This is a genomic window from Enterococcus gallinarum (assembly GCF_021496385.1).
Lineage (GTDB): Bacteria > Bacillota > Bacilli > Lactobacillales > Enterococcaceae > Enterococcus_D > Enterococcus_D gallinarum.
In genome coordinates this window covers 1,457,237-1,482,373 of record NZ_CP050816.1, presented here as the reverse complement: position 1 = coordinate 1,482,373, position 25,137 = coordinate 1,457,237, and the positions used below count along the sequence as shown (strand labels likewise).

Genomic DNA, 25,137 nt, shown 5'->3' with positions numbered 1-25,137 from the left:
TGTATAAAAAAAGACCTCAAGTGAGATCTTTAGACAATTACTTATTTAAAAAGATTAGTATTCTTAAAATTTTCAATTTTAAATGACTTTTGATTCAAGCTACTCTCAATTACAGATAATTTATCGTACACAAGTTTTAAACGTTGGATATTACCTTCGTCTGATAAATTGATATCCGAATTATTAACTAGTTTTTCTATTTTGGAAACGAAATAGTTTAAATTACCTATATCCCTTCTCAAATAAGGCGTGTAAACATCTATAACAACCATTAAATCAGCTATGGGATACGGACTTCTATTCAAATTTAAAAAGATTAAATCTAACGAAAGATGCTCGTAATCTAAAAATCCATTAGCCGATTGAGTTGCTGTTTCAATACTATTTATCAAAGGCTTCCTTATATCGTCTTTTAATGTATGTAAATCAGATAAATTAAGTATTTTCTCAATATCAGCAATTGTCTCCGCCCTTGTTTCTTCTTTGATTTGTTGAATTTGTTTATTACTTAATCTCCATTGTAATATTCCAGCAAATGTAAGTACAATCGCTAAAATAGCAAGAAATATTGCAAAAAAGTTATTTTGTTGGGACATCATCTGCTTAACAGATTCTACGTATTGTTCACTATTCACTTATGAATCACTCCTTTTCTATATAATATCAAGAAATCGAGTAATACCCAATAAAAATAAACAGCCCTAAAGGACTGCCTAGTAGGAAGTAGCAAAGATCATGTGAGTAATCTAACCGACAACTCCCAAATCCACTGGTGAGGACTTGAACCTCACTTACGAGTCGTACACATTATATGCATAGCCTCTGCATTTCCCCGGTCTGCCACAGTGACATAATAAAAAGACGGCTAGCGAATGAAGAAAAGGAGTGAATTCAACTCCATTCTATTTATAATTTTTTTGTCGCCGTCTTAGTTTAAATACAGGGCGCTGAAAATGAAATTCAGAAAGGAGAAATCTGCCAACAATCATAAAGGAGTGCGCCCTGTTATTTACAATAGTTGATACTACAATAATACTACGCAAATTCATGTAAAAACCGCAGTATTTCCACATAAAAACCACATCGATTCAGCAATATTCTATTAATTTTCCTTTTCGATAGGCTTCAGCGAATTCAATCAAGGCGGTTGCTTTGTAATCTTCGATTGTCCTAACCGAATAACCCATTTGCTGAGCAATTCCAACATTTGAGTATCGATCAACAGTGCAATACGAATAATACAAAACTTGGCGGCTATCTATTCCCAACGCCAAAAGAGCTACTACAATAGCATCCCTTTCTGCCTCCGCATCCATCATCTGGATGATCGCATCTTCTGACTTGTTGCCGTTACTTGGTGTTTTAGGCATATCAGTGATGATCGGTGAGCGGACATCAATCTTAGATCGACCAGCAATCCGCTCCAACCGACGATAATTTCTCAAAATGCTTTTTGCATTCTGCCTAGTCCTACGAAAATCTATCTCTCTTAATAGCATCATTGCTCAATCGCCCCTTTATTTGGTATAATGAAATTACCTTGGCGGGTACAAAATCATTATTTTGTAGGGCATTGGGCGGCTGCTTAATGCTTTTTTATTTTTCTTCGAAAACAGTTTTAATTAATTCAGCATACTTCGTATCTTTCAGTAAAGCTTTTAATCTATTATTTTCGCTTTTTAATCGATTCAAGTCGTTGTTCATTCCTATACAGCCTAAGAGAAGAAATAATATCACTACTCCCACAAAAATTCTCACTATCATTTTCGATCATCTCCATTGCAATTATTTCCACTATCAAAGCCATCTTGTTCCATAAAATAGCTTCCTCCATAATCTTGCTCCTTTTTATCTATAGACTTACCGAAAACTACACAGATAGCTACTAAAAAGACAAATCCTGTGAACCCTAACACTGAAACTGTCATTTTCACCCTCCACTTTCGATCGCATTTTTTACCATTGGATCACGATATAACATTTTGTATTTGAATTGCTCGTGCTGCAGCTGTTCTTGAAGTTGTTCAATCTGCTTCTGTTTATCCACAATTGTATAGGATAACCAACTTAGACCGAGTATGGTTAGCAGTATTATGATGACAGAATGGCTAGTTTTCATCGGCTTGCTCCTGTTCTACCCAACCCCAGTCAACATAATTAAAAATTGCTTGCTTTGCTTCTTTCTCAATAACTTCATTTGTAGCATCATCTTCCACTTCAATTGTTGCATAGATGTCGTTACCTCCATCTGCGTTTAACCAAACATCTATTCTTCTGCTCACTATAAGGCCTCCATTCATTAATCGCTGACGATTGCTGACTTGCACGTTTATATAAAACTACTATTCTTCTTCCTTTAATATGGTAATATAAAAGTATTATTTAGATGAGGTGATCCTGATGAACTTTTTTTACTCTGATACGTATCAAATCTTTCTTAACTCAATTACGGCTATAGGTACGATAGGATCTGTTTTTTTCGCACTCTATTTTTCATTAAAGGAGCTAAGAGAAAGAAAATTACTCTTATTAAGAGATCAAGCATCTAAAATATATGCTTCAAGTAGATCTGCTGAAGATGGTCTTCTTGTGACATTGCATAATGAATCTAACCTACCTATACACAATGTTTTTATCATTTCAGTTTTAAACCAATCAGGTCCTTCTCTTGAAGAACAACTTGGAACTTATAATGATATAAAGTTTTTGGAATTATGTTACCCGACGGAATCCAAGATTCTGATGAAAGACCGCGGTCATTCAATGGGTGGTAAACATGACGTCGTTTTAATATTTTTTACAGACGCTCGGGGTATTGAATGGTCATTAGACAACAAATTTAAACTCAGAGAAGTAAAAAACTATGAAAAAGAAATCATCAATTCTAATCTCGAATTTTATCCACCCTATTAAGGACCTACATAAACGTGGGTTCTTTTTCCATTATTTCGTCGGATAGCTGAATTACATATCATACTCACTAAGTACTCGTTCCCAGTTGATCCAATCAATTAAGCCCCAGGCTTTCGCCTGCACTTCATAACGATATTTTTTGTCATATAAATATTCCAATCTACTTTGAGCTATCTTTGTCAGCTCTGGAATGTCCAATCCCAACTCTTTTGCCTTAATTAGCTCACTAGAAATTTCGTTAATCTCGGCTTTATGTGACTGGATAATGTCCATAATGTTTTCTTTGTTAAGCACTGCTATACCCTCCTTCAGTTGGTTATTTTGGTGGATAACATATTTAGTACCGTTAATAGTTAGTGCTTTTTTTGTTTAATTTGATATAATTTTTGTGAACATAATATAATTTGTATCTAATTAATTTTATCAAGGAGACAACTATGAATTTAAAAGATATTTGGAATTCAATCATTTTCTTCTCACAACAAGTAGACTCCTTAGTTTCCTTATTCTCTTTAATAGTTTCCGTATTGACTTTGATTATGTCTTTTAGAATAAAGTCAAAAATTGAATCTGCTAAAGATGAAGAATACTTGCGCTCCAGGCGAAATCAAATTATTGGTGAAATGGATGGATTTGAAAAGTTCATCAATTCTACTTCATTTGACAAGAACATTGGTTCACAGTTACGAGAATTTTTGATTACCATAGAAGAAACTTACCCTTTTTTAAAAAAGAGAAAGCGGAAGACACTCAAAAATTTGTCTCAAGGGATTAAAGAAAATAACTGGGAACTGACAAGACGACATTTTATTAACTTAAAAACTTATATTGAGAGGTTATAAAAATGAAAAATTCACAAATCATTCAAAAACTTATTGAAGGAACACTTGACCACATCTATGTTTGGCAACCATATAAAAACAATACCTTTAAATTCAAAGCTAAAAGTCTAGAATTAACACAACATTTTAATGCAAAAACTTCATTCATATTAAGTACAAAACAAGGGGTTTTCTTGTTGGCTTCATACAGGGCCATGTCATTCCCAGATGAAATAATTGAAGAAATAGCACTTTATTTTTATCCTAATCAGAAACTAGATCAAAACGAACATATCTCATCTAACTCCTCGAGTTTATTTTCACTCAGAAAAATAATTGAATTAACTTTAGAAAATGTTACGCCAATTATCCTTAACGATGAATCCTTTCCAAACGAAGACAAAAAACATAGTGAACAACTAAATGACTTTTTTAAAGAATAGTTTAATGGCTATTCTTTTTTTTGCTATTCAACTTAATCGTTCTATTTATTTTAAATAAGTTAATTATCAATCCTATCAAGCAAAAAAATGTAATCAAATTTATATACACTTCCATCCCCCAATTCTGTCATCAATTGCGTGAATTACTGACTCCCAAATCTGACTTTTTCAAAGTGATCTAAATAATAAGAATCTCCATCTATGTCAACATAATCGGATAGTATATCCTCATCATCCACATCAACTTTACCTTCATAGCCACCGTTATTCCATTTCTCGTAAGCTTCTTCAATAGTTTCCGCTTCGATATCTATAGATACTTGCTACTTTCTCTCCCAGCTGATATTAAATGTTTTCATCTAATCCTCCATTTCCGCTATTTCTGTCACTTACCTCTTTCTCGAGCTATACCCATATCGATTATTTTTTTGAACGTATTCCATTCTTCGAAAGTCATTTCGATGTCGTGCTGCTTTATAGCATTGCTATCCCAAACTGTGAATAATATGGTTTCTGATCCCACTGTCGCATCTAGTTCATGCGTGTCATTAACATATTCACAAGTAACTTTTAACTCTTTGATTTCTGCTGATAATGACATCCTTCCACCTCATTCCGTTATCTCTTCCGATTACAAAGTCCTTATCTAGCCAAAACCATATTTTTCAGCTTAACAACAGTTTGATCACCAAGAACTTTCTGCCGCCATTCATCTCTTTCTTTATGACAGACAATAATTCTCACATGTGCGGATTTCTCATAGATTTTCAAACACTCAGCTCTCACGAGGCCCGAAAAGCCTTCGATGGCACAGTTGTAAATTTTGCCGACTTTTACTTTCGTTTTTGCTGTTTTAAACTTTGGTTGAATCTCGAAGCGTCTTCCCTCGGCGTTAATCGGGAACGAGTCTTTTAATTTCATGCTTGCACCTCCTAGAATATCCTCTCAGAAAATAGTCCTGTTTTTCGATCGTACTCAGCTAATATCAACGGAATCTGATACTTGAAACAGAATAATTTCGCCTTTATTTGAAAGCTTCTGTTTGCATGCCTTTAACATCAACCACTTTGACTAACTTGTCGTCACTCCAAAATGTGTAGTCTGGTGTGTATGTGATTGCTCGGACTGTCTTTTTGCCTAGACAGTATTTTGGTTGAAGTTCAAATTTTTCTTGCAGTCTCAGCTCTAAGTCATTCGCTTTGGCGTATTCAATAGCAAAAGAAAGGTACTTTGCCTCTGCTACACTATCGAATTTGATTCCACCAATAACTATCTTGTGGTTACTGTATTTTGGCTTTTTAGGGCGTTTGAACGGTCTCATACCGCCACGCCCTCTCTAGCCATCAAACTCTTGTACAAGCCTTTTGCTTCTTGCCACATTGATTCGGTTGTTCCAGCGGTTAAAAACTCGCCGTAATGCGTTTTTGATACTTTGCCAAGATTGATTCTGGTGTGTCGATACATCACCATAAAGATTCTTAATCGAACTTCTTCTGGCTGGTCACTATCAAGGATTCGTTTGACAGGTTTCATCAATTCCTTGTGGCTATTTGGCAGTTCAGCGAAGATTTTTTTAATCATGTCAATCGGGTTTTCGTTATGCAAATGGATCGTCCTCCTCTTCAGCCATCTTTCGAAGCTCTTCTAGCGATTTCCCTTCGGTGTGTTCAGCGTTGTAGGTTTCTGGGTCTTCCATCCATGCTGGCGTTGGTTCTGTGCGGATTGGCTTTTTGTTGTAAGGTTGTTTAAAAGATTGTTTGAAATTTTCAACCGCTATTTTCGCGTCTTCAACCGTTTTTACACCTGACCTTTTCCAACCGTTTAGAAGCTGAACAATGTAATTTGCCGATCTTTTTCTTTCACTCGACGCATATTCAATAGCGAATAATACAACATCCAGTTCGAATTCTTCCTCCACAAAACTCTCGACTCGATCAACTTGTTCTGGTCGGTCCATTGGAATAATCTTTTGTGAATATGCATCTCGAATTTTTTGTTTATCAATATCAATATTATTATTTTGTTTAGTTTCTTTTAGTTTAGTTTTGTTTATATAAGCTGAAGTATCTACTGAAGAAACTACTGAAGGTTTTACTGAAGTATCTACTGAACAATCTACTGAAGTATTTACAGGAATATTTCCAGTAGCTACTTTACTTACTGGAGTTATTCCAGTAGTTAAATCAGCAAGAATGTAAATACCTGCTTTTGTACGTCCTCTTTTTTTGTATTGAAGGAGACCGTTTTGGATTAACTGATTACGATTGTTAATCAGTGTTTTCTCAGATGACTTAGTCATTGATTGTAGCCTTGTATTGGAAATAGATAATTCATTCTGCCAACCGCTCAGGTTTGCTACTCGCATTAATTTGTACCAAAGCAACTGCGCCCCAGGCCCGAGTTCGTTATACTCATTCCAATTTTCAAAAGCATTAATCTGTCTGATGTAATCCAAGTCTGTTCCTCCTTTCTACCTGTCTAATAAATCGCCAACTTCTAGGAAGCCTGTCAAAGTCTTGTGTTGACGACAGTATTCGCATTTCCCGCACATTTTTGGTGCTTCCTCGCCGTTTTTAACTCTTAAGATATGGGGTAACTCTTGTTCCAATAAACGAAGTTCAAAATCAAACCGCCCTGGATAGATGCTGATTCCAGCAATATCAGGAGGCGCCTCTTTCGTTACAGCAAAGATATATGGTGTAATTTCTTTACTGTACTCTTGCTCAAGCAAATGCTTATAGACAGCCATTTGTAAAATGTAGCCATACTGCTCTACGAACGATACATAGCCACTATATTTATTGGACCAATATTTCTGAGAAAGACTACGAGTAGTTTTCAAATCTACAAGGTACCCTTTTTCTAAATTGAAACAATCAATTCTCGCTTTCCATTCGGTACCGAAAAGCGTTCCTGTTAAAATCAATTCTTTCTCACCTTGATACACAAAACGGAAGAAATCATCGTATTCCAAAGCTTCAATCATATTGATTGCTTGAACAAACTCTGCACGTTCTGACCCGTTCTTTTTATAAATGGCGCTCGCATTTTCCTGTATGAATTCTTGATGTGCCTCAGTAGATTCAAAATAGGAATGTACATAGTTTCCAACTAACAAAGCCGTAGGATCACTCTCTGGTGACCATTCTTCTTTTAATTTTGCCAAAGTAGCTGCTTCACACTCTTGGAACGATTTGAATTGACTGACTGACATATACTGCCAGTCAGCTTCATTGCTATAATAGTTCTTCTTGTTGAGGTCCATCTGTATCCGTCACCTTCGCTTCTTTCAAAGGATCTTTCTTTGTTTGGGAAAATTCTTTTTCTAGTTTGGAGGATTCTTTCTTTTCAGCAGTTGGAACCTCAAACCAATCCTCTACTTTACTCATGCCATCTTTGATTGAATTATAGATATTTGCTAAATCCACACCATTTTTTTCAGTAAAAGCAGTAGCCTTATAACCAAATCTTGCTTCAATCATTTCTTGTGTAACATCAAGTTTTTCCTTAAACACCCTAAACATTTGATCTAAACGTTCTTTCAAAGGCTTATCGTTTGCTCCAGCCATTGTCTTGTTACATTCGTTGACTGCCGATTCTACGATATCTCCTGGAACTATACCTAAAATACAAGCTCGTACACGCCGCGCACCATAATTGGCTACTAACTCATAAATGTCTCTTGGGTCCTTCAGGAGAGTAACGCCTTGTCTCGTATGTCGTTCGTGTTTAATAGTAAAAACTTTTTCTTGTCGCGTATTGGTCTCAAGGTCCCATGCGTAAGCCATGGCAACAGATTCTCCTGGTAATTGTTGTAATTCTTTGATGCCAAATGATAGATTACCCCAATTTTGAGCAATCACTTCTGCTAATCGAATTGATGGACCGCTAACCATTTGTTTTCCTCGGGGGAAATTATAAACCGCGCCTTGAGCCAATGAATGACGTTTACACGCATCTAAAATCCGTCGTTCCGCGTCAAATGGATTTCTAGGAAACTGTTTTGCCATGAAAATCTGCCCTTTTACCTCTTCTATCTCTCTGCTAGAACTTGATTGAGCAATAACACTATTATTTTGTTGAGAACTAAATTCGTTCGCTAAATCGTATTTCATTTTGATTTCTCCATTTCTTTGTATTGTTTTCCAAATCCAACAAACTCAATATGCTTTAAGCTTTTCGACTCATTTTCTTCGATACAGTCAGCAATATTTAATTGAGTAACGATTCGTGTGACTTCTTGAGATACAATTTCCCCTAGTTCAAAATCTGGTTCATATAATGTAAAAGTAAGTTCGAATACTGCATCCTCATCTTCTATCTGATCTCCGAAAGAGTCAGTAATTTCCGTTTCTTCAATGAAGGGAGATTCATACTCGTCGGGAATTCGAACTAAAAAGCTATCCAACTCTAATATTTCTCTTGGGTTAAGCATTGTCATTTCTCCTTTTCTGTTTTAAAATGGAGACAAAGATATTTATCAAAATATTTGGTGGACTTGCTATTGCTTTGGACGGCTAGCAAGTCTTTTTTCTTTGTCTTGGTAATCTTTAGCAGCTAAATCATATACAAGAGTTGCGTAAGACCATAAAAAAACTAATGCTAATCCTGCTGCAATGTGGATTGCTGTGAAAGCCACTACAAATAATAAAAGTACAGTAACGGTCAAAGTATCTTTAATTGATCGTTTCAAGTTTTATGCCTCCTTATAATTGTATGTTCGATTACGTTCTTCCCATTCCTTCACTTTTTGCAGATCATATTGAAGCATCCCACTAAGTTTTGAAAAAGGAATCGGATCTACTTTCCGATGTGTTAGTTTCGATAATGTTGGTCTTGAGATGCCTAGATAATCGGCGATTTCTTTGGCTTTTTTCCACTCAACTTCGGTAACTTCTTTTTTTCTCTCAAGCGGTACAACATTCTTCATTTGAGAAATTTTCACTTTAGGTCATCCCCTCATATATCTTTTTTTAATCCAGTGAGGCATACGCTCCTTAATTGCCTCTTGAATAGTGATGTTCAGAATCTTTAGGATGGAGAATACAATCGCCATTTCAACAATGATTTCATCAAGAAACTCGTCTGTGTAACTCCTAAGCTCTGTTTTTTCAACATCAGTTAGCATCCTGACTTGAGATTCAGCTACGATTCTTTGAACTATTTTCTTCCGTTCTTTTCTTTCATCTGACTCGATTTCTTGAAATATCTCAAGATCATTCGTTGATTTGACATCTGCCAGCTGGCCATCCATTGATTTGAAAAATCCTAAGTATTGATAACTGATGTCTCCTGTTAATTCATCAGTAGCTTGATACCCATTTTCTTTCATGGCTTCTAGATACTCGATAGCCTTGTCAATATTGACGTTAGCTCCATTAAAATGATCACTTACTGTTGCATTTGGTGTACTAGCATCGATCGCTAATTCTTTCTGTCTCTTTCCCGAAAGAAATAATGATAGTTTTAAGGTCCGACCGATTTTTGCTGCTTTCGGCATGCTTTCACTCCTTTTATCCGTTATTGTTTTTGACACAAACGGTCAATTGTTGTCTAAAATGAACTTAAGCAACAAGTTCTGGTGTTGAGGCGAACTGCCATTTTTCGTCTATATAGGAATAAATGTCCTGTGCTACTTCATCGGTAGCTAAAAAACGAATGATGATTTCTTCAACACCGCCAGGGTTCATGAACAGTTCGCCTTCAATACCGATTGAAATGCTAAACTTGCGTTTAATTGCAGGAATAATCATTTCTATATATTGTGGTAGAAATCCCGAATCGACATTCGCTTTAATCATTTGCGGTTTGTCTTTCATTTCGGCACCTCCTTACGTGTCATTTCGCGTAGTTTAGGTTCAAAAAAAAGAGTCCATTCAAAATCTAAAGCTTTTGCTATTTTCATAGCTTTTTCGACAGATGGTCTCCGTCTCCCTTGCTCTATAGATGAATAAGTTGTTCTCGGAATATTTGATAGCTGAGCAACTTCATCTTGTGTTAGATCTTTTTCTAAACGCAATTTAGTTAACCAGTTTTCCATAAAAATGATTCTCCTTTCAATGTGTCGTATTGCGTACTTTTATATTACTACGCATTTTGACACATGTCAACAATTAATTATTCTTTTTGACACATTTCATTTTTTTATTTTTACATACGCGCATTGCGTAGTATCATTATTACATATTGAAGCATTGGAGGTGCTCAGATGTTCGGACACAGACTCATGGATTTAAGGAAGCAAAAAAAACTAACTCAAGCTGAAATGGCAGATGTTTTAGGTGTCGCACGTACTACATATTCATCATACGAGCAAGGTAGACGTACCCCTGATGTTGATATTCAAAATAAAATAGCAGATTATTTTAAGGTTAGTCTTGATTATTTGCACGGTAGAACCGATTCTACGAATATTGAAAAAGATCCTAATCTTCTCGTTGCAACTCACGTTGATGACGATTTGACTGATAAGCAAAAACAAGAAGTGCTAGACTTCATCCAATTTATTAAGATGAGAGACCACGACAAAGAGTAGGTGATGTATTTGAATATTTCTGAACGTTTGATGGCTGAATATGATGAACTCACATATAAATTTGAGGAAAAAATGCCAGATCATCAAAACGGTTTAATCATTGGAAAAACAATCTACCTGAGACCTGGACAATCTGCAACTGAATTAGCTGCCACAATTTCAGAAGAAATTGCTCACTACCTTACCTCAGTTGGTGATATCACAGATTCAAATAATCCTGATCACCGTAAACAGGAAAGACGAGCACGTGATATTGGTGCTGTGATGCTAGTGTCACCTTATGACATCATAGATTGTTTTGAGGCGGGATGTATTTCTATTTGGGAATGTGCTGAACATTTGCAGGTGTCTGAAGTAACGTTTAAGGATGCAGTGAAGTGGTATGCAAGAAAATGGAATGGCATCAAAACAGAAAACAACTACACTCTCCTGTTTCAACCGAATGGGACTGTAGCAGTTTTAAAATCATTCAATAATTTTTAGGAGATGTATTAATGAAAAAATTTGCAAGTTTAGGGTTAGTTCTTTTTGCCACAGTATCTTTGGCAGCGTGTGGAGACACGAAAGATCATTCAAGCAGTAGTTCTTCATCAACAAAGGTTGCAGAGACAACTGTTTCGAGTTCACTAGTTGAAAGTTCTTCTGCTACTGAAAAATCTGATAGTAATTTTGTTGACACTGCAGATCAGGCATCATTTGATGGTTCTATCTTAAAAGGAAATGCATATTCAATAAAGATTACCGATCATAAAGTTATCCAACCTGGAGAAAAAGGAAATGAATATGGAGATTCCCCTGTCATTGCATTTTGGTATGATACTATGGTTGCAGAAGACTATGATAATTCAACAGCAATTGATCCGACAAGCGCATGGATCATGAATTTTAAAGCAATCCAAGATAACGATCCTAATTTGGTTAATGAACTGAACATTGCGTCATTACCTGATGAACAATATCTGGATAGCCAAACAGCAACAATAAAACCTGGTGGTACAGTTTCGAACGCAGTTGCCTATACTCTAACTGATAGTGAAACTCCTGTTACTTTGAAAGCAAGTAGTATGATGGGAGCCGATTTTGGTTCTAAAGAGTTTTCAATTAAATAAACGAGATTAGCCTTCGGGCTTTTCTTTTCAGGCTAAAAAGAACATACGTTCGGATGAATAATAATAAACTTCGAATACTTCATTAATTCAAGTGGTTATTCGATTGATATCACTCGAATAACCGAATTTATTATGCAAAATTACGAAAGGAGAATTCTAATGGCTTCTATAAAGAAATACTATTTGAAGAAAACAAAACAATATAGATATGAAGTTTTCGTTTCTAATGGAATTAATCCCGGAACAGGAAAACAAAATAAGATACACAAAAAAGGATTTAAGTCATTTGACGAAGCAAATAGTTATGCCAAAATTATTGAAGGAAAAATAGCATCCGAGGAATATTTCAAAGAAAATCCTCGGAACTTAACAATAGAAGAATTTCTTGAGGATTGGGTAACTAACTATAAGCAGGCTGTAAAAGAAGGTACTCGTGTGGTCCACAGAGCGAATATACGAATGTATATTAAACCCTATATAGGTAAATATTCTTTAAACAAATACACACGAGCCAACCATCAAAAGTTCATTAATATGCTGCTAAATAAGAAAGGACTAGGTCGAAGTGGTCAAGGGTTGTCCATCACTACTGCCAAGAGCGTAAATGCGACGCTGAGCAATGCTTTTAAAAAAGCAATTCAATTAGGATATATAAAAGAAAACCCTACTCAGTTTGTTGAGTTTCCAAGAATGATTGAGAAAAAGGAATCTGTCAGATACTACGATTTGCATCAAGCAGATAGATTTCTGAATTTCGCAAAAAAGGAATCTGAGGTCTTATGGTACCCTTTCTTCCTATTAATATTCGATCAAGGATTGAGAAAATCAGAAGTAATGGGACTACAGTGGCAAGATATTGACTTTGGCGGAAACACGATAAGCATTGAAAGAGAACGTTTGGGTGCAGTTGAAAAAGGCGAAAACGTTAATGCAATTATTACAGACGATCCGAAAACACCGGCAGGAGTCAGAAGTATGCCAATGACCAAAAGAAGTAAACAAGCCCTGCTTGCCTTTAGAAATCATATCTTAAACATCTTTGGTACCTTCCCTTCCACTGAAGATGGAGAACAATTTATCTTCTTGCAAACCAGCAAGAGATACAAAGGGAAAATTGTCCGTGATCGATCAGTGAATGGCGCATTTAATCGGATTGCTAAAAAAGCTGAATTGCCGAAAATTAGAGTCCACGATGGCCGCCATACTTTTGCTGTCCGATCTCGTCAAGCTGGATTGTCCTTAGAAGACATAAAAGACTTTCTTGGTCACAAGGATATTTCAACAACTCAAATCTATGCCCATATTTCTCCAGAGGTCAAAAAGAGGTCCATGGAACAGTTCGAAAACTACATCGAAAGCGAAAGAAAAAAGCACTCACAATGAGTGCTTTTACTCTGTCACTATCACCAAAACTATCACCAGTTACAAACTAAAGCGAACATGTTTCGTTCACCACAAATTTATAAAAGTGGTAGAAGTATTGATTTATAGACGTTCGTTCAATTCTTTTGCAAGCTCTTCGAAGCCTGGTTTGCCAAGCAATGCGAACATGTTTTTCTTATAAGCTTCCACGCCAGGTTGGTCAAATGGATTCACACCATTCAAGTAACCAGAAATACCTACAGCGATTTCGAAGAAATACATTGTATAACCTAATGTGTAGGCATCCATCGTTGGGATCTTAACCAATAAGTTTGGTACATCGCCATCTGTGTGAGCCAATAACGTTCCTTCGAAGGCTTTGGTATTTACAAAATCAACTTCTTTTCCTTGTAAGTAGCCAAGTCCATCAAGGTCAGCTTCTTGCGTAGGAATTGTGATTGATTTACGTGGTTTTTCAACTTTAACAACAGTTTCAAAGATGTTGCGGCGGCCTTCTTGGATATATTGACCCAATGAATGCAAATCAGTTGAGAAGTTAGCACTTGAAGGGTAAATTCCCTTTTGGTCTTTTCCTTCTGATTCTCCAAATAATTGTTTCCACCATTCAGAGAAGTATTGCATTCCTGGTTCATAATTGATCAGCAATTCGGTTACTTTTCCTTTGCGGTAAAGGATGTTACGCATTGCTGCATATTGATACGCTTCATTTTTTTCAAGGTCATCACTGGCATATGCTTCACTAGCGTCTGCTGCACCTTGCATCAAAGCATCGATATCCGCACCGCTAGCAGCGATTGGCAATAGACCTACAGCTGTCAAGACAGAGAAACGTCCGCCAACATCATCAGGAATTACGAATGTTTCCCAATTTTCAGCATCTGCTTCAACTTTAACGGCACCTTTTGCTTTATCTGTCGTTGCATAGATACGTTTGTTTGCTTCTTCTTTGCCATATTTTTCGATCAAGCGTTCTTTGAAGACACGGAATGCGATCGCAGGTTCTGTCGTCGTTCCTGACTTAGAAATGACATTGACAGAGAAATCACGATCACCGATGATTTCGATCAAATCAGCTAAATAAGTCGAAGAAATTGAGTTTCCGGCAAAAAAGATTTGTGGTGCTTTCCGTTCATCTGATGAAAGCAAGTTATAGAATGAATGGTTTAAGAAATCAATCGCAGCTTTTGCCCCTAAATAAGAACCACCGATACCGATAACAACTAATACTTCTGAGTCCGATTGGATTTTTTCTGCTGCTTTTTTGATTCGTGCAAATTCTTCTTTATCATAATTTTTAGGCAAGTCGATCCAGCCTAAAAAGTCGTTACCTGCACCAGTACCTTCGCGTAAGAGTTTATCTGCTGCTGTAACTTGACTTTGCATGTAGCTTAATTCGTATTCATTCACGAATGGTGCTACTTTTGAATAGTCAAATTTGATGTGTGACATGATTTGTCCTCCTTGAAAAAAATTAGTTTTTCATACAAGTACTACTTTACGTTTTTTTTGAACTTTTTTCAAGTAATTCCTTATTATATCGCCTATCTGGCAGAGTTAGACAAGTCCTTGAGAAAACATTGCTTTAGCAACTTTTTCAAATCCAGCCACATTTGCTCCTAGCATGAAATTATTTTTTTGATCAAATTCTTCTGCAGTGTCACGGCAAGCATCATAAATATTCTTCATGATCTCATCCAATTTTTGATCGACTTCTGCCTGCTCCCACTGCAAACGTTGTGAGTTTTGACTCATTTCTAAAGCAGAAACCGCTACGCCACCCGCATTAGCCGCTTTCCCAGGACAATAGTAGATTCCTTGCGCAATAAAATATTCTGCCGCTTCAAGAGAGCTTGGCATATTGGCACCTTCAGAAACAATCCGGACACCATTCGCTTTTGCCCGTTTGGCTTGTTCTAGATTGATTTCATTTTGAGTCGCACAAGGGAAGGCTAATTCCGCTTGAACATCGAAGTCCCAGACAGAAGCGCCTTCATGGTACTCTGCTGAGGGGCGTGCGTTGGCATATGCTGTCAAACGTTCCCGTTTCACTTCTTTGATTTCTTTCAATAATGCCAGATCGATACCTTCTTTGTCATAAATGAAGCCAGAAGAATCAGAGCAAGTGATGGCTTTTGCGCCCAACTCATGCAATTTTTCAATCGCATAAATGGCTACATTGCCGCTTCCAGATACAATTGCCTGTTTCCCTTGGAAGTTTTCCTTTAAATCTTTCAACAGATGCTTAACAAAATAGACTGCCCCGTAACCGGTAGCTTCCGTCCGATTTTTACTTCCCCAAAAGTCCAATGGTTTTCCTGTAAGGACACCAGCATCATATTGTTTCAGACGTTTGTAAGCCCCAAAGAGATAGCCAATTTCACGGCCACCAACACCAATGTCCCCCGCAGGCACATCTAAGTCAGGGCCGATATGTTTTGCTAATTCCGTCATGAAACTTTGACAAAAACGCATGACTTCTCCATCTGATTTCCCTTTTGGATCAAAGTCACTTCCGCCTTTGCCGCCACCAATCGGTAATCCAGTCAAACTGTTCTTGAAAATCTGCTCAAAAGCCAAAAATTTCAAGATACTTAAGTTGACGCTGGGATGAAAACGCAGGCCGCCTTTGTAAGGCCCTAATGCAGAATTAAATTGGATCCGATAACCGCGGTTGACTTGCCAATTGCCTTGGTCATCTTGCCATGGCACACGAAATTGAATAAATCGCTCTGGTTCTGTTAATAAATCAACCAAATTCGATTCAATGTATTCTGGATGTTTTTCTAAGAAAGGAATGATTGTTGGTAAAAATTCATCTATCGCTTGTAAAAATTCCGTTTGGTTCTGATCTTTTTCGTGCAGTTTCTCTTGGATCGCTTTTACATACTCTGAAGCATTTGTCATCAGGCATTACCTCCTTTAGTTAAATTCTATTTTATAGAAAATTTCAGAAATTGCATCTATTTTTTACGAAATTGTCAGAATTTTTTTTCGATTCATTGAACAAACAGCTTTCTCCCCGCTTGTTCCTGCAATATGGTACAATCCACAAAGAGGTGAAGGAAGATGAAGAAATCCTATGATGTGATCGTGATTGGTGCTGGGACCAGTGGCATGATGGCCGCTATTTCAGCAGCCGAAAACGGTGCAGACGTATTACTTATAGAAAAAAATAAAAAAGTTGGCAAAAAATTGCTTATGACCGGCGGCGGTCGTTGTAACGTGACCAATCATCGCTCTGTCGATGATTTGATCGCCCATATTCCCGGCAACGGAAAATTTTTATATAGTACATTCTCGCAATTCAATAATTTCGATGTGATGACCTTTTTTGAATCCCATGGTGTCCCTCTGAAAGAAGAAGATCACGGACGGATGTTTCCTGTCACAGACAAATCGAAAACGATCGTTGAAGGCTTATTACAGGCGCTCCATGAGAAACAAGTCACTTTATTGACCAATACAGTCGTCACTAAATTACTTCATGATGGGACTCAGATCCAAGGCGTTCGAACAGAATTCGAAGAATTTACTGCGCCCTGTGTGATCCTGACGACTGGTGGTCGAACTTACCCTTCGACTGGAGCAACTGGAGACGGCTACAAAATGGCCAAAAAAGTAGGGCATACCATCACACCGCTTTATCCTACCGAGTCTCCCCTCATATCAGAGGAGACATTTATCAAAGAACGCACACTGCAAGGCATCTCTTTACAAGATATTGCTTTATCTGTTTTGGATTCTACAGGAAAAACCATTGTCTCTCATACCATGGATCTCTTGTTCACGCATTTCGGGCTTTCGGGTCCAGCTGCACTGCGCTGCTCTTCTTTTGTCAATCAAGAATTGAAGAGTCATACACCTGTCACAGTGATGCTGGATTGTTTTCCAGAAAAAACAGCGAGTGAATTGGTGAATGAGCTAACAGTGGCAGCCCATTCGAAGAAAAAATTAGTCAATGCACTGAGCGGCATCTTGCCGGAACGTCTGCTAGAGTTCTTTATCCATCGACTGGCACTTTCTGATCTGGTGGCTGAGCAAACAACTGAAGACCAGCTACAGGCTTTAGCAGCTATCATGAAAGGCTTTTCTGTCACAATTTCTAAAACATTTCCGCTGGAAAAATCTTTTGTGACGGGTGGAGGGATTCATTTAAAAGAAGTGAATCCCAAGACAATGGAAAGTAAGTGCATCAATGGCCTTTATTTCGGCGGCGAATTACTCGATATCAACGGTTATACCGGTGGATTCAATATCACTGCTGCCTTTTGTACTGGTCATGTCGCCGGCAAGCATGCGGCAGAAATGGCGAGCTATTTCCACTATTAACAAGGATAGTCTTTATTCTCTTAACGATCTGACACAATGAAATACAAGAAATTTCGAATCTTTCGCAGACTTGCATTTGAGTATAGTTGCTGTCACATCCCATTGCTAGCGGGGTAGTGACAAAGCTTCGTTTTTTTGTTTGCATTTCTAGAAATTGCTTATTAGTTGGCGATTTTTGTGAGAAGGCGTAGACTGAAAGAGAACTTAAAGGAGGCTGGACAAATGAAACGTATTTCAAGAGGCAAATTTGAAAAAATGCAGAAACTTTCAAATGAAGATGGGGTGATTGCGGCATTGGCCATTGATCAGCGAGGATCAATGAAAAAAATGATGAAAGCTGCCACAGGGCCCGATAATTTTAAAATGGAACAAATTTATGACTTCAAACGGTTGGTTTCACAAGAATTGACAAAGTATGTCAGCAGCATTTTATTGGATGAAGAATATGGATTTCAAGGCATCGAAGCGAAAAATCCTAATGCTGGTTTGATTCTGTCTTATGAAAAAACCGGTTATGATGTCAATACTCCAGGACGATTGCCGGAGCTGTTGCCAAATGAATCTCTGCAACGTCTAGTCCAAAAAGGAGCTGACGCAGCTAAAGTGCTGGTTTATTACAATCCTGATGAACCGCAAGAGATTCTTGATACGAAACATGCTTTTCTAGAACGTTTAGGTACGGAAGCACAAGCAGCCGATATCCCAATTTTTGTCGAACCAATCGTCTACGACGATGAAATCACCGACGATAAATCACCGGCTTTCGCTAAAATCAAACCTGGCAAAGTCATTCGTACGATTCAAGAATTGACCAAAGACAAATACCATATCGATATTTTAAAAGTTGAAGTACCCGTACAATTTGATTTGGTTGAAGGGTTTCAAAAAGAAGGCTTAGAAGCTGTGTATACCCAAGAAGAAGCTGCCAACTACTTTAGAGAAGCTAGCGATGCCGCTACTCGTCCTTTCATTTACTTAAGTGCAGGGGTTCCCGCAAACATCTTCCGAGAAGAGTTACGCTTTGCCGGCGAACATGGGGCAAAGTTCTCTGGTATTCTTGGCGGACGTGCAACTTGGCGAGACAGCGTGGAAATCTATGGAAAACAAGGGGAAAAAGCATTGCTTGATTGGTTAGATACGCAAGGCCGGGAAAATGTCGAAGAACTGAATGCTATTCTAAAAGAATATGCTACCCCTTGGTATGAATTTTATGGTGGATTAGATAATATTGAAGTCTTTGATATTTCCGTTATGGAATAATTGTCTATAGAACAAACAACAGAGCCGCTGCATTGAAGTATCCTACTTCAATGCAGCGGCTCTGTTGTTTTGTCTGTTCCTGTTTAGCCAACTTCAGAAATAGCAGTCAGCGAGACAAACTGTCCGCGGACTAATTTGCTCAAATCTGTTGGAGACAGTCCGATTTGTAAACCACGCTTTCCTGCTGAGATGATGATTTCTTCCAAATGTTGCGCACTTTCATCAATATAGGTTGGAAAGAGCTTCTTCATGCCGATCGGTGAACATCCACCGCGAATATACCCTGTGGTCTCTTCTAGGTCTCTTAAGTGCAACATTTCTACTTTTTTGTTGCCGCTGGCTTTAGCAATTTTCTTCAAATCTAATTCGTGATCTCCAGGGATGACTGCGACGATGGGACCCGTTTTATTGCCAACTGCTACTAGCGTTTTATAAATAGCTTCTGGATGAGCGATTTGCTGAGCAACAGACCCTGCATCCAAATGATCTTCCGACCATTCGTACGTATATTCCTGATAGGAGAGTTTCTTTTGTTCTACCATCCGAATCGCATTTGTTTTTTTTACTTTTGCCATGACGCATTCCTCATTTATCCAAACTTCTGGTTCTTTCTTTACGACTTCAATTTTAAGAGTCTCATTTAAGACTGCTCGAAACTATAGGACTAGTCTGCCCCATTTTTTTCTGTTTATGTTCCCGATTGTTTAATTTTTCATTGTCTCGATTGAAAACTCAGCTAAATAATCTTTCATCCGCTCCACTGGAATCTGACCAGGGGCAGAAACTTGATCCAGCGCAGCAAAAGTCATGACTGAATCGATCAGACTACCACTGATGCGGCTGATTTTGCCTAGATTTCCCATTGACATGACTGCTAAAGGTAATTGATTGAATCCCCGCGCTTTATTGATAATGCCCATCAAACGCAAAACGTCCTGCACATTGTGAGGCATCATTGCTAGTTTTCCGATATCAGCGCCAAATTGATTCATAATCCCGATTTTTAAGATCAACACAGCATCTTCTGGTGTTTTGTCGAAATCGTGACTACTTAACACCAATTTCACTTGATGTTCTTTGATTTTCTGAATAAAGTTTCTGCCTAAAAACTCAGCTTTTTCCAGTTCTACATCAATCATATCGATCAATCCAGATTCTGCAACGCCTAGACATAAATGTTTATATTGTGTCAAAGTGAAAGGGATTTGTCCCCCTTCTTCGATGGTTCGAAACGTAAACAGAAAAACTTTTGATTTTAGAGTGGTCCGAACATGAGAAAGTACATCCAGAACGTCGGATAAACTATCGACTTTTTTATAATAATCAGCCCGCCACTCAATGACCTCTGCATCCGAAGTTTCTGCGGCTAGGGCTTGCTTGATAATCTCCTCATTAGTTGTTCCGGTCAGCGGCACACAAATGCGCGGGTGCTTGCCATCCAACTCGATTGACTTTACTTGAACCATCCGTCTCACTCCTTTTTGATTTGGTAAAAGAATACTTTTAAGTAATTCCCTTCTAAAAAGTTAGGATCAACTGCAAAATCACTTGGTAGTCGATATTCTTGTATACATTGATATGTGACTTGTGCCTGATCCATTGCTTCTTCGATCATTTGTTGAAACTTCTTTTGGGAAAGGTTGGCAGCATTCGTTGAAGCAATCAACAAGCCTTCCTCGTTCATAATCGCCAAACTATCCGTAACCAGTTCACCATAATTTTTTGCAACAGAAAAGACTTTTTTCTTGTTGCGGGCAAAACTAGGCGGATCTAAAATGATCATATCAAAGGTCAGCTCTTTTTTCTTAGCATACTTAAAATAGCCAAAAACATCCATCACATGAATCTTCTGTTTTTCTGGATCAAAGCCATTGATTGCAAACTGCTCTTTGGTCTTCTCCAAACTGCGCTTGGCAAGATCAACACTCGTTGTCTTTGTCGCACCGCCCATCGCAGCCGCAACAGAAAAAGCACCGGTATAACTAAACATATTGAGCACTGTCATGCCTGCTGACAGCCCTTCGGCGAGTTGTCCGCGTACTTCCTTTTGATCAAGGAAAATCCCGGTCATCAGTCCCTCATTAAGATAGGTAGCATAGTGAACGCCATTTTCTTTCACAATCAGCGGTTCGGGCGCCTCCTCTCCATAGACGGCTGCTGATTCTGGCAGATCAGAGTCAAAGCGGATTTTTTCAACCGCTCCTTTGACTTCTGGAAAAACTTGTTGGAACGCTTGGATCAATAGAGATTTATTTTGGTACAATGTTTCGTTATACCAAGAAAATACGGCAAATTCTCGATAGAGATCAATCGTTAATCCACCTAAGTGGTCACCTTCTCCATTAACGATACGAAAAGCATCTGTTTCTTCGCTGGCATAGTAAGCACTTCTTTTGGCTTTGGCTTTTGCAAAAGCTGCTTCAAAAAAGTCCTTGTTGATCGGACAATCTTCAAAAGCCAATACCCAGCCGATGCCTTTATTCTGTTTCCCTAAATAGCCGGTTCCGACAATTTTCCCTTGCGAATCGACAAAAGAGACCCAATCCTGTGTGTCTTTGACTTGCAGGAGATCATCTTCTTGGATCAATGGGTTTTTTTTATGGAATTTTTTGATTCCTTTTTTGCTTAAATTCATTTTCATCGTTTATCTGCTCCATTCATTCTATTGATAAGTATAGCAAAAACCTGTTTCTTTGTCTGTATTCTTGAAAGTAAAGAAATACTTAATTCCGCACCACGACAGGGAATTCGATTGACACTGTTTCGATGGACTAGTAGAATATAGGATGATGTAAATTCGAATCTTATTCGTTTAAGCTGGAAAGAGAGAGGAAGATTCCTTTGAAAAAAAATAGAGTATCCACTTTTGTGAATACAAGAATGGGCTTTTTTTTCATATTGGCCCTATTATTTTGGTTAAAAAATATCTTTGCTTATTTGGTGGACTTCCACCTTGGGATTGAAAGCACTGTGCAATACTTCATCTTATTTATCAATCCAATCGCAACAACTTTATTTTTACTTTCGATCGCACTGTATGTGAGACGAACAAAAGCAGCCTATATCACCATGATCGCCATCTATTTCTTGATGACACTGCTACTGTTCTCAAATGTCAGTTATTATCGAGAGTTCACGGATTTCATTACCATCAATACGATGCTTGGTGCCGGAAAAGTTGCTAGTGGTCTGGGAGAAAGTGCGATTCGTCTTTTCAGACCTTACGATTTATTGTACTTCGTGGACTTCGTCATTTTGATTGCCGCTCTCGTTATGAAGAAAATCAAAATGGATCAGCGTCCCGTTAAAGCTCGGATGGCTTTTGCCATTTCAACATTAGCAGTAATGATCTTCTCAGGAAATTTGTTCTTAGCCGAAGCAGATCGTCCAGAATTATTGACTAGAACTTTTTCTCGTGATTACTTGGTCAAATATTTAGGGATCAATGCATTTACTGTTTATGATGGTGTGCAGACGTATCAAGCTTCTCAAGTTCGAGCAGAAGCTAGTCCCAATGATATGAACGAAGTCGAAAGTTATGTCAAGCAGCATTATGCAGAACCTAATGACGACATGTTCGGGATCGCTAAAGGAAAAAATGTCATTTATGTCCATTTAGAAAGTACACAACAATTTCTGATCGATTATAAATTAAAAGATGAGAATGGCGTAGAACATGAAGTGATGCCATTCATTAATAGTTTGTATCACAGTAAAAGCACATTTAGCTTTGATAATTTCTTCCATCAAGTCAAAGCTGGAAAAACCAGTGACGCGGAAACACTTTTTGAGAATTCACTCTTTGGTTTGAATCAAGGGGCTCTCTTCACGCAACTTGGCGGGAAGAATACCTTTGAAGCAGCACCAGATATTTTAGGACAAACACAAGGCTACACATCAGCCGTTTTTCATGGAAACACTGGTACCTTCTGGAACCGAAACGAGACTTACAAACGCTTTGGCTATGATTACTTCTTCGACGCTTCTTACTATGATGTCAACGAAGATAACTCATTCCAATATGGGTTGCATGACAAACCGTTTTTTGAACAATCAGCGCAATACTTGGAACGGTTGCAACAACCATTTTACGCCAAATTTATTGCTGTCTCTAATCACTACCCATACTCTGAATTTACCAATGATGAAGGTGGCTTCCCGTTAGCAACAACTTCTGATGAAACGATCAACGGGTACTTTGCTACTGCCAACTACTTGGATCGAGCAGTTGAAGAATTCTTCAACTATTTGAAAGAATCTGGTCTGTATGATAATTCTGTGATCGTCTTATACGGTGACCACTACGGTATTTCAAATTCGCGAAACAAAAACTTAGCAGAATTGCTTGGTAAAGACAGCGCTAGCTGGTCTAATTTTGATAATGCAGCCTTACAGCGTGTCCCTTACATGATCCATATTCCTGGACAATCGAAGGGCGGAATCAATCATACGTACGGTGGTCAAGTGGATGCTTTACCAACCTTACTTCATCTGTTAGGTGTAGATACTTCGAAATATATCCAATTAGGACAAGATTTGTTCTCAAAACAAAACGAACAGCTCGTTGCATTTAGAGACGGTGACTTTATTACACCAGAGTATACTTATTACGGAGGCGTCCTTTACAGTAACAGTACTGGCATGGCGATCCCAAGTCCTTCAGCAAGCTTACAAAAGCAAGTGGATGAATGGAAAGCCAAAGTCGATAAGCAACTGTCGGTCTCTGATCAAATCAATAATGGAGATCTGTTGCGCTTCTATGCGAAAAGCGGATTGAAAGAAGTCGATCCAGATAACTATGATTACAAAAATGCCTTACAAAAACTGAGTGCCAAAGAAAAAGAACTCGGTGCCGATTCAACGAGTGTCTTCTCAAAAAATGGTGAGAAATCGACCGTCGATTTGTATCATACGAAGACCTATAAAGAATACGAAGAAATGGTCAAAGAGACCGATAAATAAGCTTCAATCAAAAGTACCGCTAGCGTTTGATCGCTCGCGGTACTTTTTTGCACAAAAAATCAAGAAGTCTCCGCTGACTTTCTTTTTTTTGTACAAGAACTTCATACTTTATTCAAACTCCCCTTTTATACTAGATAGTAGAATGAGGTGAATTGAATGAAAACTTTTCGTTTTGCTGTAGCCAGCATTCATTATCATAAAAAAGCATTGATCCTCTATGGATTGTTGACCTTTTTTGCCGTGATTGGTTTAATCATTAGTGATACTCTTCTCCACTCATTGAACCAATTATTTACACAAGCCAAAGATTATTTGATTGGCGAAGAAATGCCGGCAAAAATCGCACAAGAGATCCAACCGATTGCATCTATTTATCAGAATCTTTTTCTGTTGATCTTCATCAGTTTCCTATTGGTTTTCACAGGTTTCATTATTTTTTACCAACGAATGAAAAGAAAGGAATTTCAGGCATGGCTGATGAGCGGAGCTTCCTCGCGGCAATGGGTAGGAATGCAGCTCTTGGAAGTCCTCCTGCCACTGCTTGCAATCATCGTCCTCGTCTTTGCATTGCTGATTCTATTTCAGCCTTTCTTTCAACGAGAAATGATTACCAGTCATATCACAACTTTCGACAGAGAAGATGCCTCCTTGCAGATTTGGCAGTCGGTCAATAGCCAAACAACAGCGGATTTCGGCATTACGATTCCACAAACAAGCCAAGCATTCATTCAGAATGTTGAATTGAACAGCAATGAATGGTTGTCAATGATTCTAAAAAGTTTACGCCAAACCTTTGTCCTACTCGTTGGTTCAGTCTCAATCATTACGTTAGTCGTCGTCACCAGCCACTGTTTTTATTGGAGGAATCAGCAATGGAAAAACCAAAAAATCAACTAAACATCCCAGGTCTTTTCTATCTTGCAGCCAATGACCTTGCTGCGAAAGAGACGTTGGCACACTTTCTGCAAACTAACCAAGCGGTTACCATCGAGCCAAAATGGCAGTATGTCCCCTTTCTATCATTGAAAGATAATCTTTCCTTAGCCAATAAAAAAGAAAAACCTTTGGAAGAGCTGTTAACTGCCGTTCATTTAGAACCGACTTTTTTGAAAAGATCCTTAGATGAACTCACTTCTTTAGAAGAAGTTAAAGTACAATTGTTACTGGCACTTTTATTGGAAAAACCGGTCATAGTTTTAGAGACTCTTTCAAAAAATTTACATACCGCCGACATCCAAGCCCTTCTGCCTTTATGCAGTCAACTAGCAAAACAATTTCAGCTATCGATCTATTTAATGAATGAAGATGAACGCTTGGCTCATACCCCCTATATCACAAAACAATGAGACTTTTCTATTTTATAGGTACACAAAAAGGAAACC

At 38.0% G+C, this 25,137-nt stretch carries 35 protein-coding genes and 1 pseudogene; 12 read left to right on the top strand and 24 right to left on the bottom strand.

Annotated elements, in window-relative coordinates:
* Positions 1-41 precede the first annotated feature (41 nt).
* From HED61_RS07290 to HED61_RS07270, 5 genes are all read right to left on the bottom strand, one after another.
* Entirely contained in the window at positions 42-635 is a 594-nt protein-coding gene (locus HED61_RS07290) for a hypothetical protein (protein WP_219645554.1), read from the bottom strand.
* Positions 636-1,088: 453 nt separating this feature from the next.
* Complete coding sequence (locus HED61_RS07285; RefSeq protein ID WP_040013712.1) at positions 1,089-1,502, bottom strand: ArpU family phage packaging/lysis transcriptional regulator; 414 nt, start codon at positions 1,500-1,502, stop codon at positions 1,089-1,091.
* A gap of 258 nt (positions 1,503-1,760) precedes the next feature.
* On the bottom strand, positions 1,761-1,928 hold the full coding sequence (locus tag HED61_RS07280) for a hypothetical protein (RefSeq protein ID WP_219645553.1): 168 nt from the start codon (positions 1,926-1,928) through the stop codon (positions 1,761-1,763).
* Positions 1,929-1,930: 2 nt separating this feature from the next.
* A complete protein-coding gene (locus tag HED61_RS07275) occupies positions 1,931-2,119 on the bottom strand; it encodes a hypothetical protein (RefSeq protein ID WP_086269412.1) in 189 nt (62 codons plus the stop codon).
* Complete coding sequence (locus HED61_RS07270) at positions 2,109-2,282, bottom strand: hypothetical protein (RefSeq protein ID WP_155853339.1); 174 nt, start codon at positions 2,280-2,282, stop codon at positions 2,109-2,111. Before HED61_RS07270 ends, HED61_RS07275 begins: the two co-directional genes overlap by 11 nt.
* A gap of 118 nt (positions 2,283-2,400) precedes the next feature.
* Between HED61_RS07270 and HED61_RS07265 the strand changes: the two genes are divergently transcribed.
* Complete coding sequence (locus HED61_RS07265; RefSeq protein WP_137264778.1) at positions 2,401-2,913, top strand: hypothetical protein; 513 nt, start codon at positions 2,401-2,403, stop codon at positions 2,911-2,913.
* A 51-nt stretch (positions 2,914-2,964) separates the two neighbouring features.
* On the opposite strand, the gene HED61_RS07260 is transcribed toward HED61_RS07265, so the two are convergent.
* Positions 2,965-3,207 (bottom strand): hypothetical protein, encoded by a 243-nt coding sequence (locus HED61_RS07260; protein ID WP_081131761.1) that lies wholly within the window; start codon positions 3,205-3,207, stop codon positions 2,965-2,967.
* Positions 3,208-3,350: 143 nt separating this feature from the next.
* Here HED61_RS07260 and HED61_RS07255 point away from each other — a divergent pair, with 143 nt between their 5' ends.
* Positions 3,351-3,755 carry a hypothetical protein gene (locus tag HED61_RS07255; protein WP_134874622.1) on the top strand — a complete coding sequence of 135 codons (405 nt, stop codon included), beginning with the start codon at positions 3,351-3,353 and terminating at the stop codon, positions 3,753-3,755.
* Between the two features lie 2 nt (positions 3,756-3,757).
* Complete coding sequence (locus HED61_RS07250; protein ID WP_021149562.1) at positions 3,758-4,177, top strand: hypothetical protein; 420 nt, start codon at positions 3,758-3,760, stop codon at positions 4,175-4,177.
* Between the two features lie 385 nt (positions 4,178-4,562).
* Here HED61_RS07250 and HED61_RS07245 read toward each other — a convergent pair whose 3' ends face one another.
* From HED61_RS07245 to HED61_RS07185, 13 genes and pseudogenes are all read right to left on the bottom strand, one after another.
* Positions 4,563-4,778, bottom strand: a complete 216-nt coding sequence (locus tag HED61_RS07245; RefSeq protein WP_021149561.1) for a hypothetical protein — start codon at positions 4,776-4,778, stop codon at positions 4,563-4,565.
* 41 nt (positions 4,779-4,819) lie between these two features.
* Positions 4,820-5,098, bottom strand: coding sequence for a hypothetical protein (locus HED61_RS07240; protein WP_219645552.1), 279 nt, complete (start codon positions 5,096-5,098; stop codon positions 4,820-4,822).
* 11 nt (positions 5,099-5,109) lie between these two features.
* Positions 5,110-5,498, bottom strand: a pseudogene (locus HED61_RS07235) (DUF1064 domain-containing protein).
* Positions 5,495-5,782 carry a hypothetical protein gene (locus HED61_RS07230; protein ID WP_234981428.1) on the bottom strand — a complete coding sequence of 96 codons (288 nt, stop codon included), beginning with the start codon at positions 5,780-5,782 and terminating at the stop codon, positions 5,495-5,497. The pseudogene HED61_RS07235 and the gene HED61_RS07230 overlap by 4 nt, the downstream one beginning before the upstream one ends.
* A complete protein-coding gene (locus HED61_RS07225; RefSeq protein WP_219645551.1) occupies positions 5,775-6,632 on the bottom strand; it encodes a DnaD domain protein in 858 nt (285 codons plus the stop codon). The genes HED61_RS07230 and HED61_RS07225 overlap by 8 nt, the downstream gene beginning before the upstream one ends.
* 15 nt (positions 6,633-6,647) lie before the next feature.
* Entirely contained in the window at positions 6,648-7,442 is a 795-nt protein-coding gene (locus tag HED61_RS07220) for a PD-(D/E)XK nuclease-like domain-containing protein (RefSeq protein ID WP_219645550.1), read from the bottom strand.
* Positions 7,414-8,292, bottom strand: coding sequence for a hypothetical protein (locus HED61_RS07215; protein ID WP_219645549.1), 879 nt, complete (start codon positions 8,290-8,292; stop codon positions 7,414-7,416). The genes HED61_RS07220 and HED61_RS07215 overlap by 29 nt, the downstream gene beginning before the upstream one ends.
* Positions 8,289-8,612, bottom strand: a complete 324-nt coding sequence (locus HED61_RS07210) for a hypothetical protein (protein WP_219645548.1) — start codon at positions 8,610-8,612, stop codon at positions 8,289-8,291. Before HED61_RS07210 ends, HED61_RS07215 begins: the two co-directional genes overlap by 4 nt.
* A gap of 66 nt (positions 8,613-8,678) precedes the next feature.
* Positions 8,679-8,870 (bottom strand): hypothetical protein, encoded by a 192-nt coding sequence (locus HED61_RS07205; protein ID WP_219645547.1) that lies wholly within the window; start codon positions 8,868-8,870, stop codon positions 8,679-8,681.
* Between the two features lie 3 nt (positions 8,871-8,873).
* On the bottom strand, positions 8,874-9,122 hold the full coding sequence (locus HED61_RS07200; RefSeq protein WP_124018984.1) for a helix-turn-helix domain-containing protein: 249 nt from the start codon (positions 9,120-9,122) through the stop codon (positions 8,874-8,876).
* A gap of 6 nt (positions 9,123-9,128) precedes the next feature.
* On the bottom strand, positions 9,129-9,677 hold the full coding sequence (locus tag HED61_RS07195; protein WP_219645546.1) for a hypothetical protein: 549 nt from the start codon (positions 9,675-9,677) through the stop codon (positions 9,129-9,131).
* Between the two features lie 64 nt (positions 9,678-9,741).
* Positions 9,742-9,996 (bottom strand): hypothetical protein, encoded by a 255-nt coding sequence (locus HED61_RS07190; protein ID WP_219645545.1) that lies wholly within the window; start codon positions 9,994-9,996, stop codon positions 9,742-9,744.
* Positions 9,993-10,217: a helix-turn-helix transcriptional regulator gene (locus HED61_RS07185; protein ID WP_144316716.1), complete on the bottom strand. Its 225-nt coding sequence runs from the start codon at positions 10,215-10,217 to the stop codon at positions 9,993-9,995. The genes HED61_RS07190 and HED61_RS07185 overlap by 4 nt, the downstream gene beginning before the upstream one ends.
* A 168-nt stretch (positions 10,218-10,385) precedes the next feature.
* Here HED61_RS07185 and HED61_RS07180 point away from each other — a divergent pair, with 168 nt between their 5' ends.
* The 4 genes from HED61_RS07180 to HED61_RS07165 all read left to right on the top strand — a co-directional run bounded on the left by HED61_RS07180 (position 10,386) and on the right by HED61_RS07165 (position 13,204).
* Positions 10,386-10,712, top strand: a complete 327-nt coding sequence (locus HED61_RS07180; RefSeq protein WP_142968735.1) for a helix-turn-helix domain-containing protein — start codon at positions 10,386-10,388, stop codon at positions 10,710-10,712.
* Between the two features lie 3 nt (positions 10,713-10,715).
* A complete protein-coding gene (locus HED61_RS07175) occupies positions 10,716-11,195 on the top strand; it encodes an ImmA/IrrE family metallo-endopeptidase (protein ID WP_373368163.1) in 480 nt (159 codons plus the stop codon).
* Between the two features lie 11 nt (positions 11,196-11,206).
* Positions 11,207-11,821, top strand: a complete 615-nt coding sequence (locus HED61_RS07170; RefSeq protein WP_219645544.1) for a DUF5067 domain-containing protein — start codon at positions 11,207-11,209, stop codon at positions 11,819-11,821.
* Positions 11,822-11,980: 159 nt separating this feature from the next.
* Positions 11,981-13,204: a tyrosine-type recombinase/integrase gene (locus tag HED61_RS07165; RefSeq protein WP_219645543.1), complete on the top strand. Its 1,224-nt coding sequence runs from the start codon at positions 11,981-11,983 to the stop codon at positions 13,202-13,204.
* 102 nt (positions 13,205-13,306) lie between these two features.
* On the opposite strand, the gene HED61_RS07160 is transcribed toward HED61_RS07165, so the two are convergent.
* Positions 13,307-14,653, bottom strand: coding sequence for a glucose-6-phosphate isomerase (locus HED61_RS07160; protein ID WP_005472008.1), 1,347 nt, complete (start codon positions 14,651-14,653; stop codon positions 13,307-13,309).
* Between the two features lie 105 nt (positions 14,654-14,758).
* Positions 14,759-16,108 carry an NADP-specific glutamate dehydrogenase gene (gene gdhA, locus HED61_RS07155; RefSeq protein WP_005472006.1) on the bottom strand — a complete coding sequence of 450 codons (1,350 nt, stop codon included), beginning with the start codon at positions 16,106-16,108 and terminating at the stop codon, positions 14,759-14,761.
* 162 nt (positions 16,109-16,270) lie between these two features.
* Between gdhA and HED61_RS07150 the strand changes: the two genes are divergently transcribed.
* Positions 16,271-17,533 (top strand): BaiN/RdsA family NAD(P)/FAD-dependent oxidoreductase, encoded by a 1,263-nt coding sequence (locus HED61_RS07150; RefSeq protein WP_219645542.1) that lies wholly within the window; start codon positions 16,271-16,273, stop codon positions 17,531-17,533.
* A gap of 222 nt (positions 17,534-17,755) precedes the next feature.
* Positions 17,756-18,793 carry a tagatose 1,6-diphosphate aldolase gene (locus HED61_RS07145; RefSeq protein ID WP_003127836.1) on the top strand — a complete coding sequence of 346 codons (1,038 nt, stop codon included), beginning with the start codon at positions 17,756-17,758 and terminating at the stop codon, positions 18,791-18,793.
* An 83-nt stretch (positions 18,794-18,876) separates the two neighbouring features.
* On the opposite strand, the gene ybaK is transcribed toward HED61_RS07145, so the two are convergent.
* The 3 genes from ybaK to HED61_RS07130 all read right to left on the bottom strand — a co-directional run bounded on the left by ybaK (position 18,877) and on the right by HED61_RS07130 (position 21,434).
* Positions 18,877-19,368, bottom strand: coding sequence for a Cys-tRNA(Pro) deacylase (gene ybaK, locus HED61_RS07140; RefSeq protein WP_219645541.1), 492 nt, complete (start codon positions 19,366-19,368; stop codon positions 18,877-18,879).
* A 129-nt stretch (positions 19,369-19,497) separates the two neighbouring features.
* Positions 19,498-20,259 (bottom strand): type I 3-dehydroquinate dehydratase, encoded by a 762-nt coding sequence (gene aroD, locus HED61_RS07135; protein WP_219645540.1) that lies wholly within the window; start codon positions 20,257-20,259, stop codon positions 19,498-19,500.
* 5 nt (positions 20,260-20,264) lie between these two features.
* A complete protein-coding gene (locus HED61_RS07130) occupies positions 20,265-21,434 on the bottom strand; it encodes a class I SAM-dependent rRNA methyltransferase (protein WP_171918041.1) in 1,170 nt (389 codons plus the stop codon).
* A gap of 239 nt (positions 21,435-21,673) precedes the next feature.
* Here HED61_RS07130 and HED61_RS07125 point away from each other — a divergent pair, with 239 nt between their 5' ends.
* From HED61_RS07125 to HED61_RS07115, 3 genes are all read left to right on the top strand, one after another.
* Positions 21,674-23,755 carry an LTA synthase family protein gene (locus HED61_RS07125; RefSeq protein ID WP_219645575.1) on the top strand — a complete coding sequence of 694 codons (2,082 nt, stop codon included), beginning with the start codon at positions 21,674-21,676 and terminating at the stop codon, positions 23,753-23,755.
* Between the two features lie 156 nt (positions 23,756-23,911).
* The gene (locus HED61_RS07120; protein ID WP_029487121.1) at positions 23,912-24,652 is read left to right on the top strand and encodes a hypothetical protein; all 741 of its coding nucleotides are present in this window, start codon (positions 23,912-23,914) and stop codon (positions 24,650-24,652) included.
* Complete coding sequence (locus HED61_RS07115) at positions 24,628-25,101, top strand: hypothetical protein (protein WP_021149538.1); 474 nt, start codon at positions 24,628-24,630, stop codon at positions 25,099-25,101. The genes HED61_RS07120 and HED61_RS07115 overlap by 25 nt, the downstream gene beginning before the upstream one ends.
* Positions 25,102-25,137: the final 36 nt, after the last annotated feature.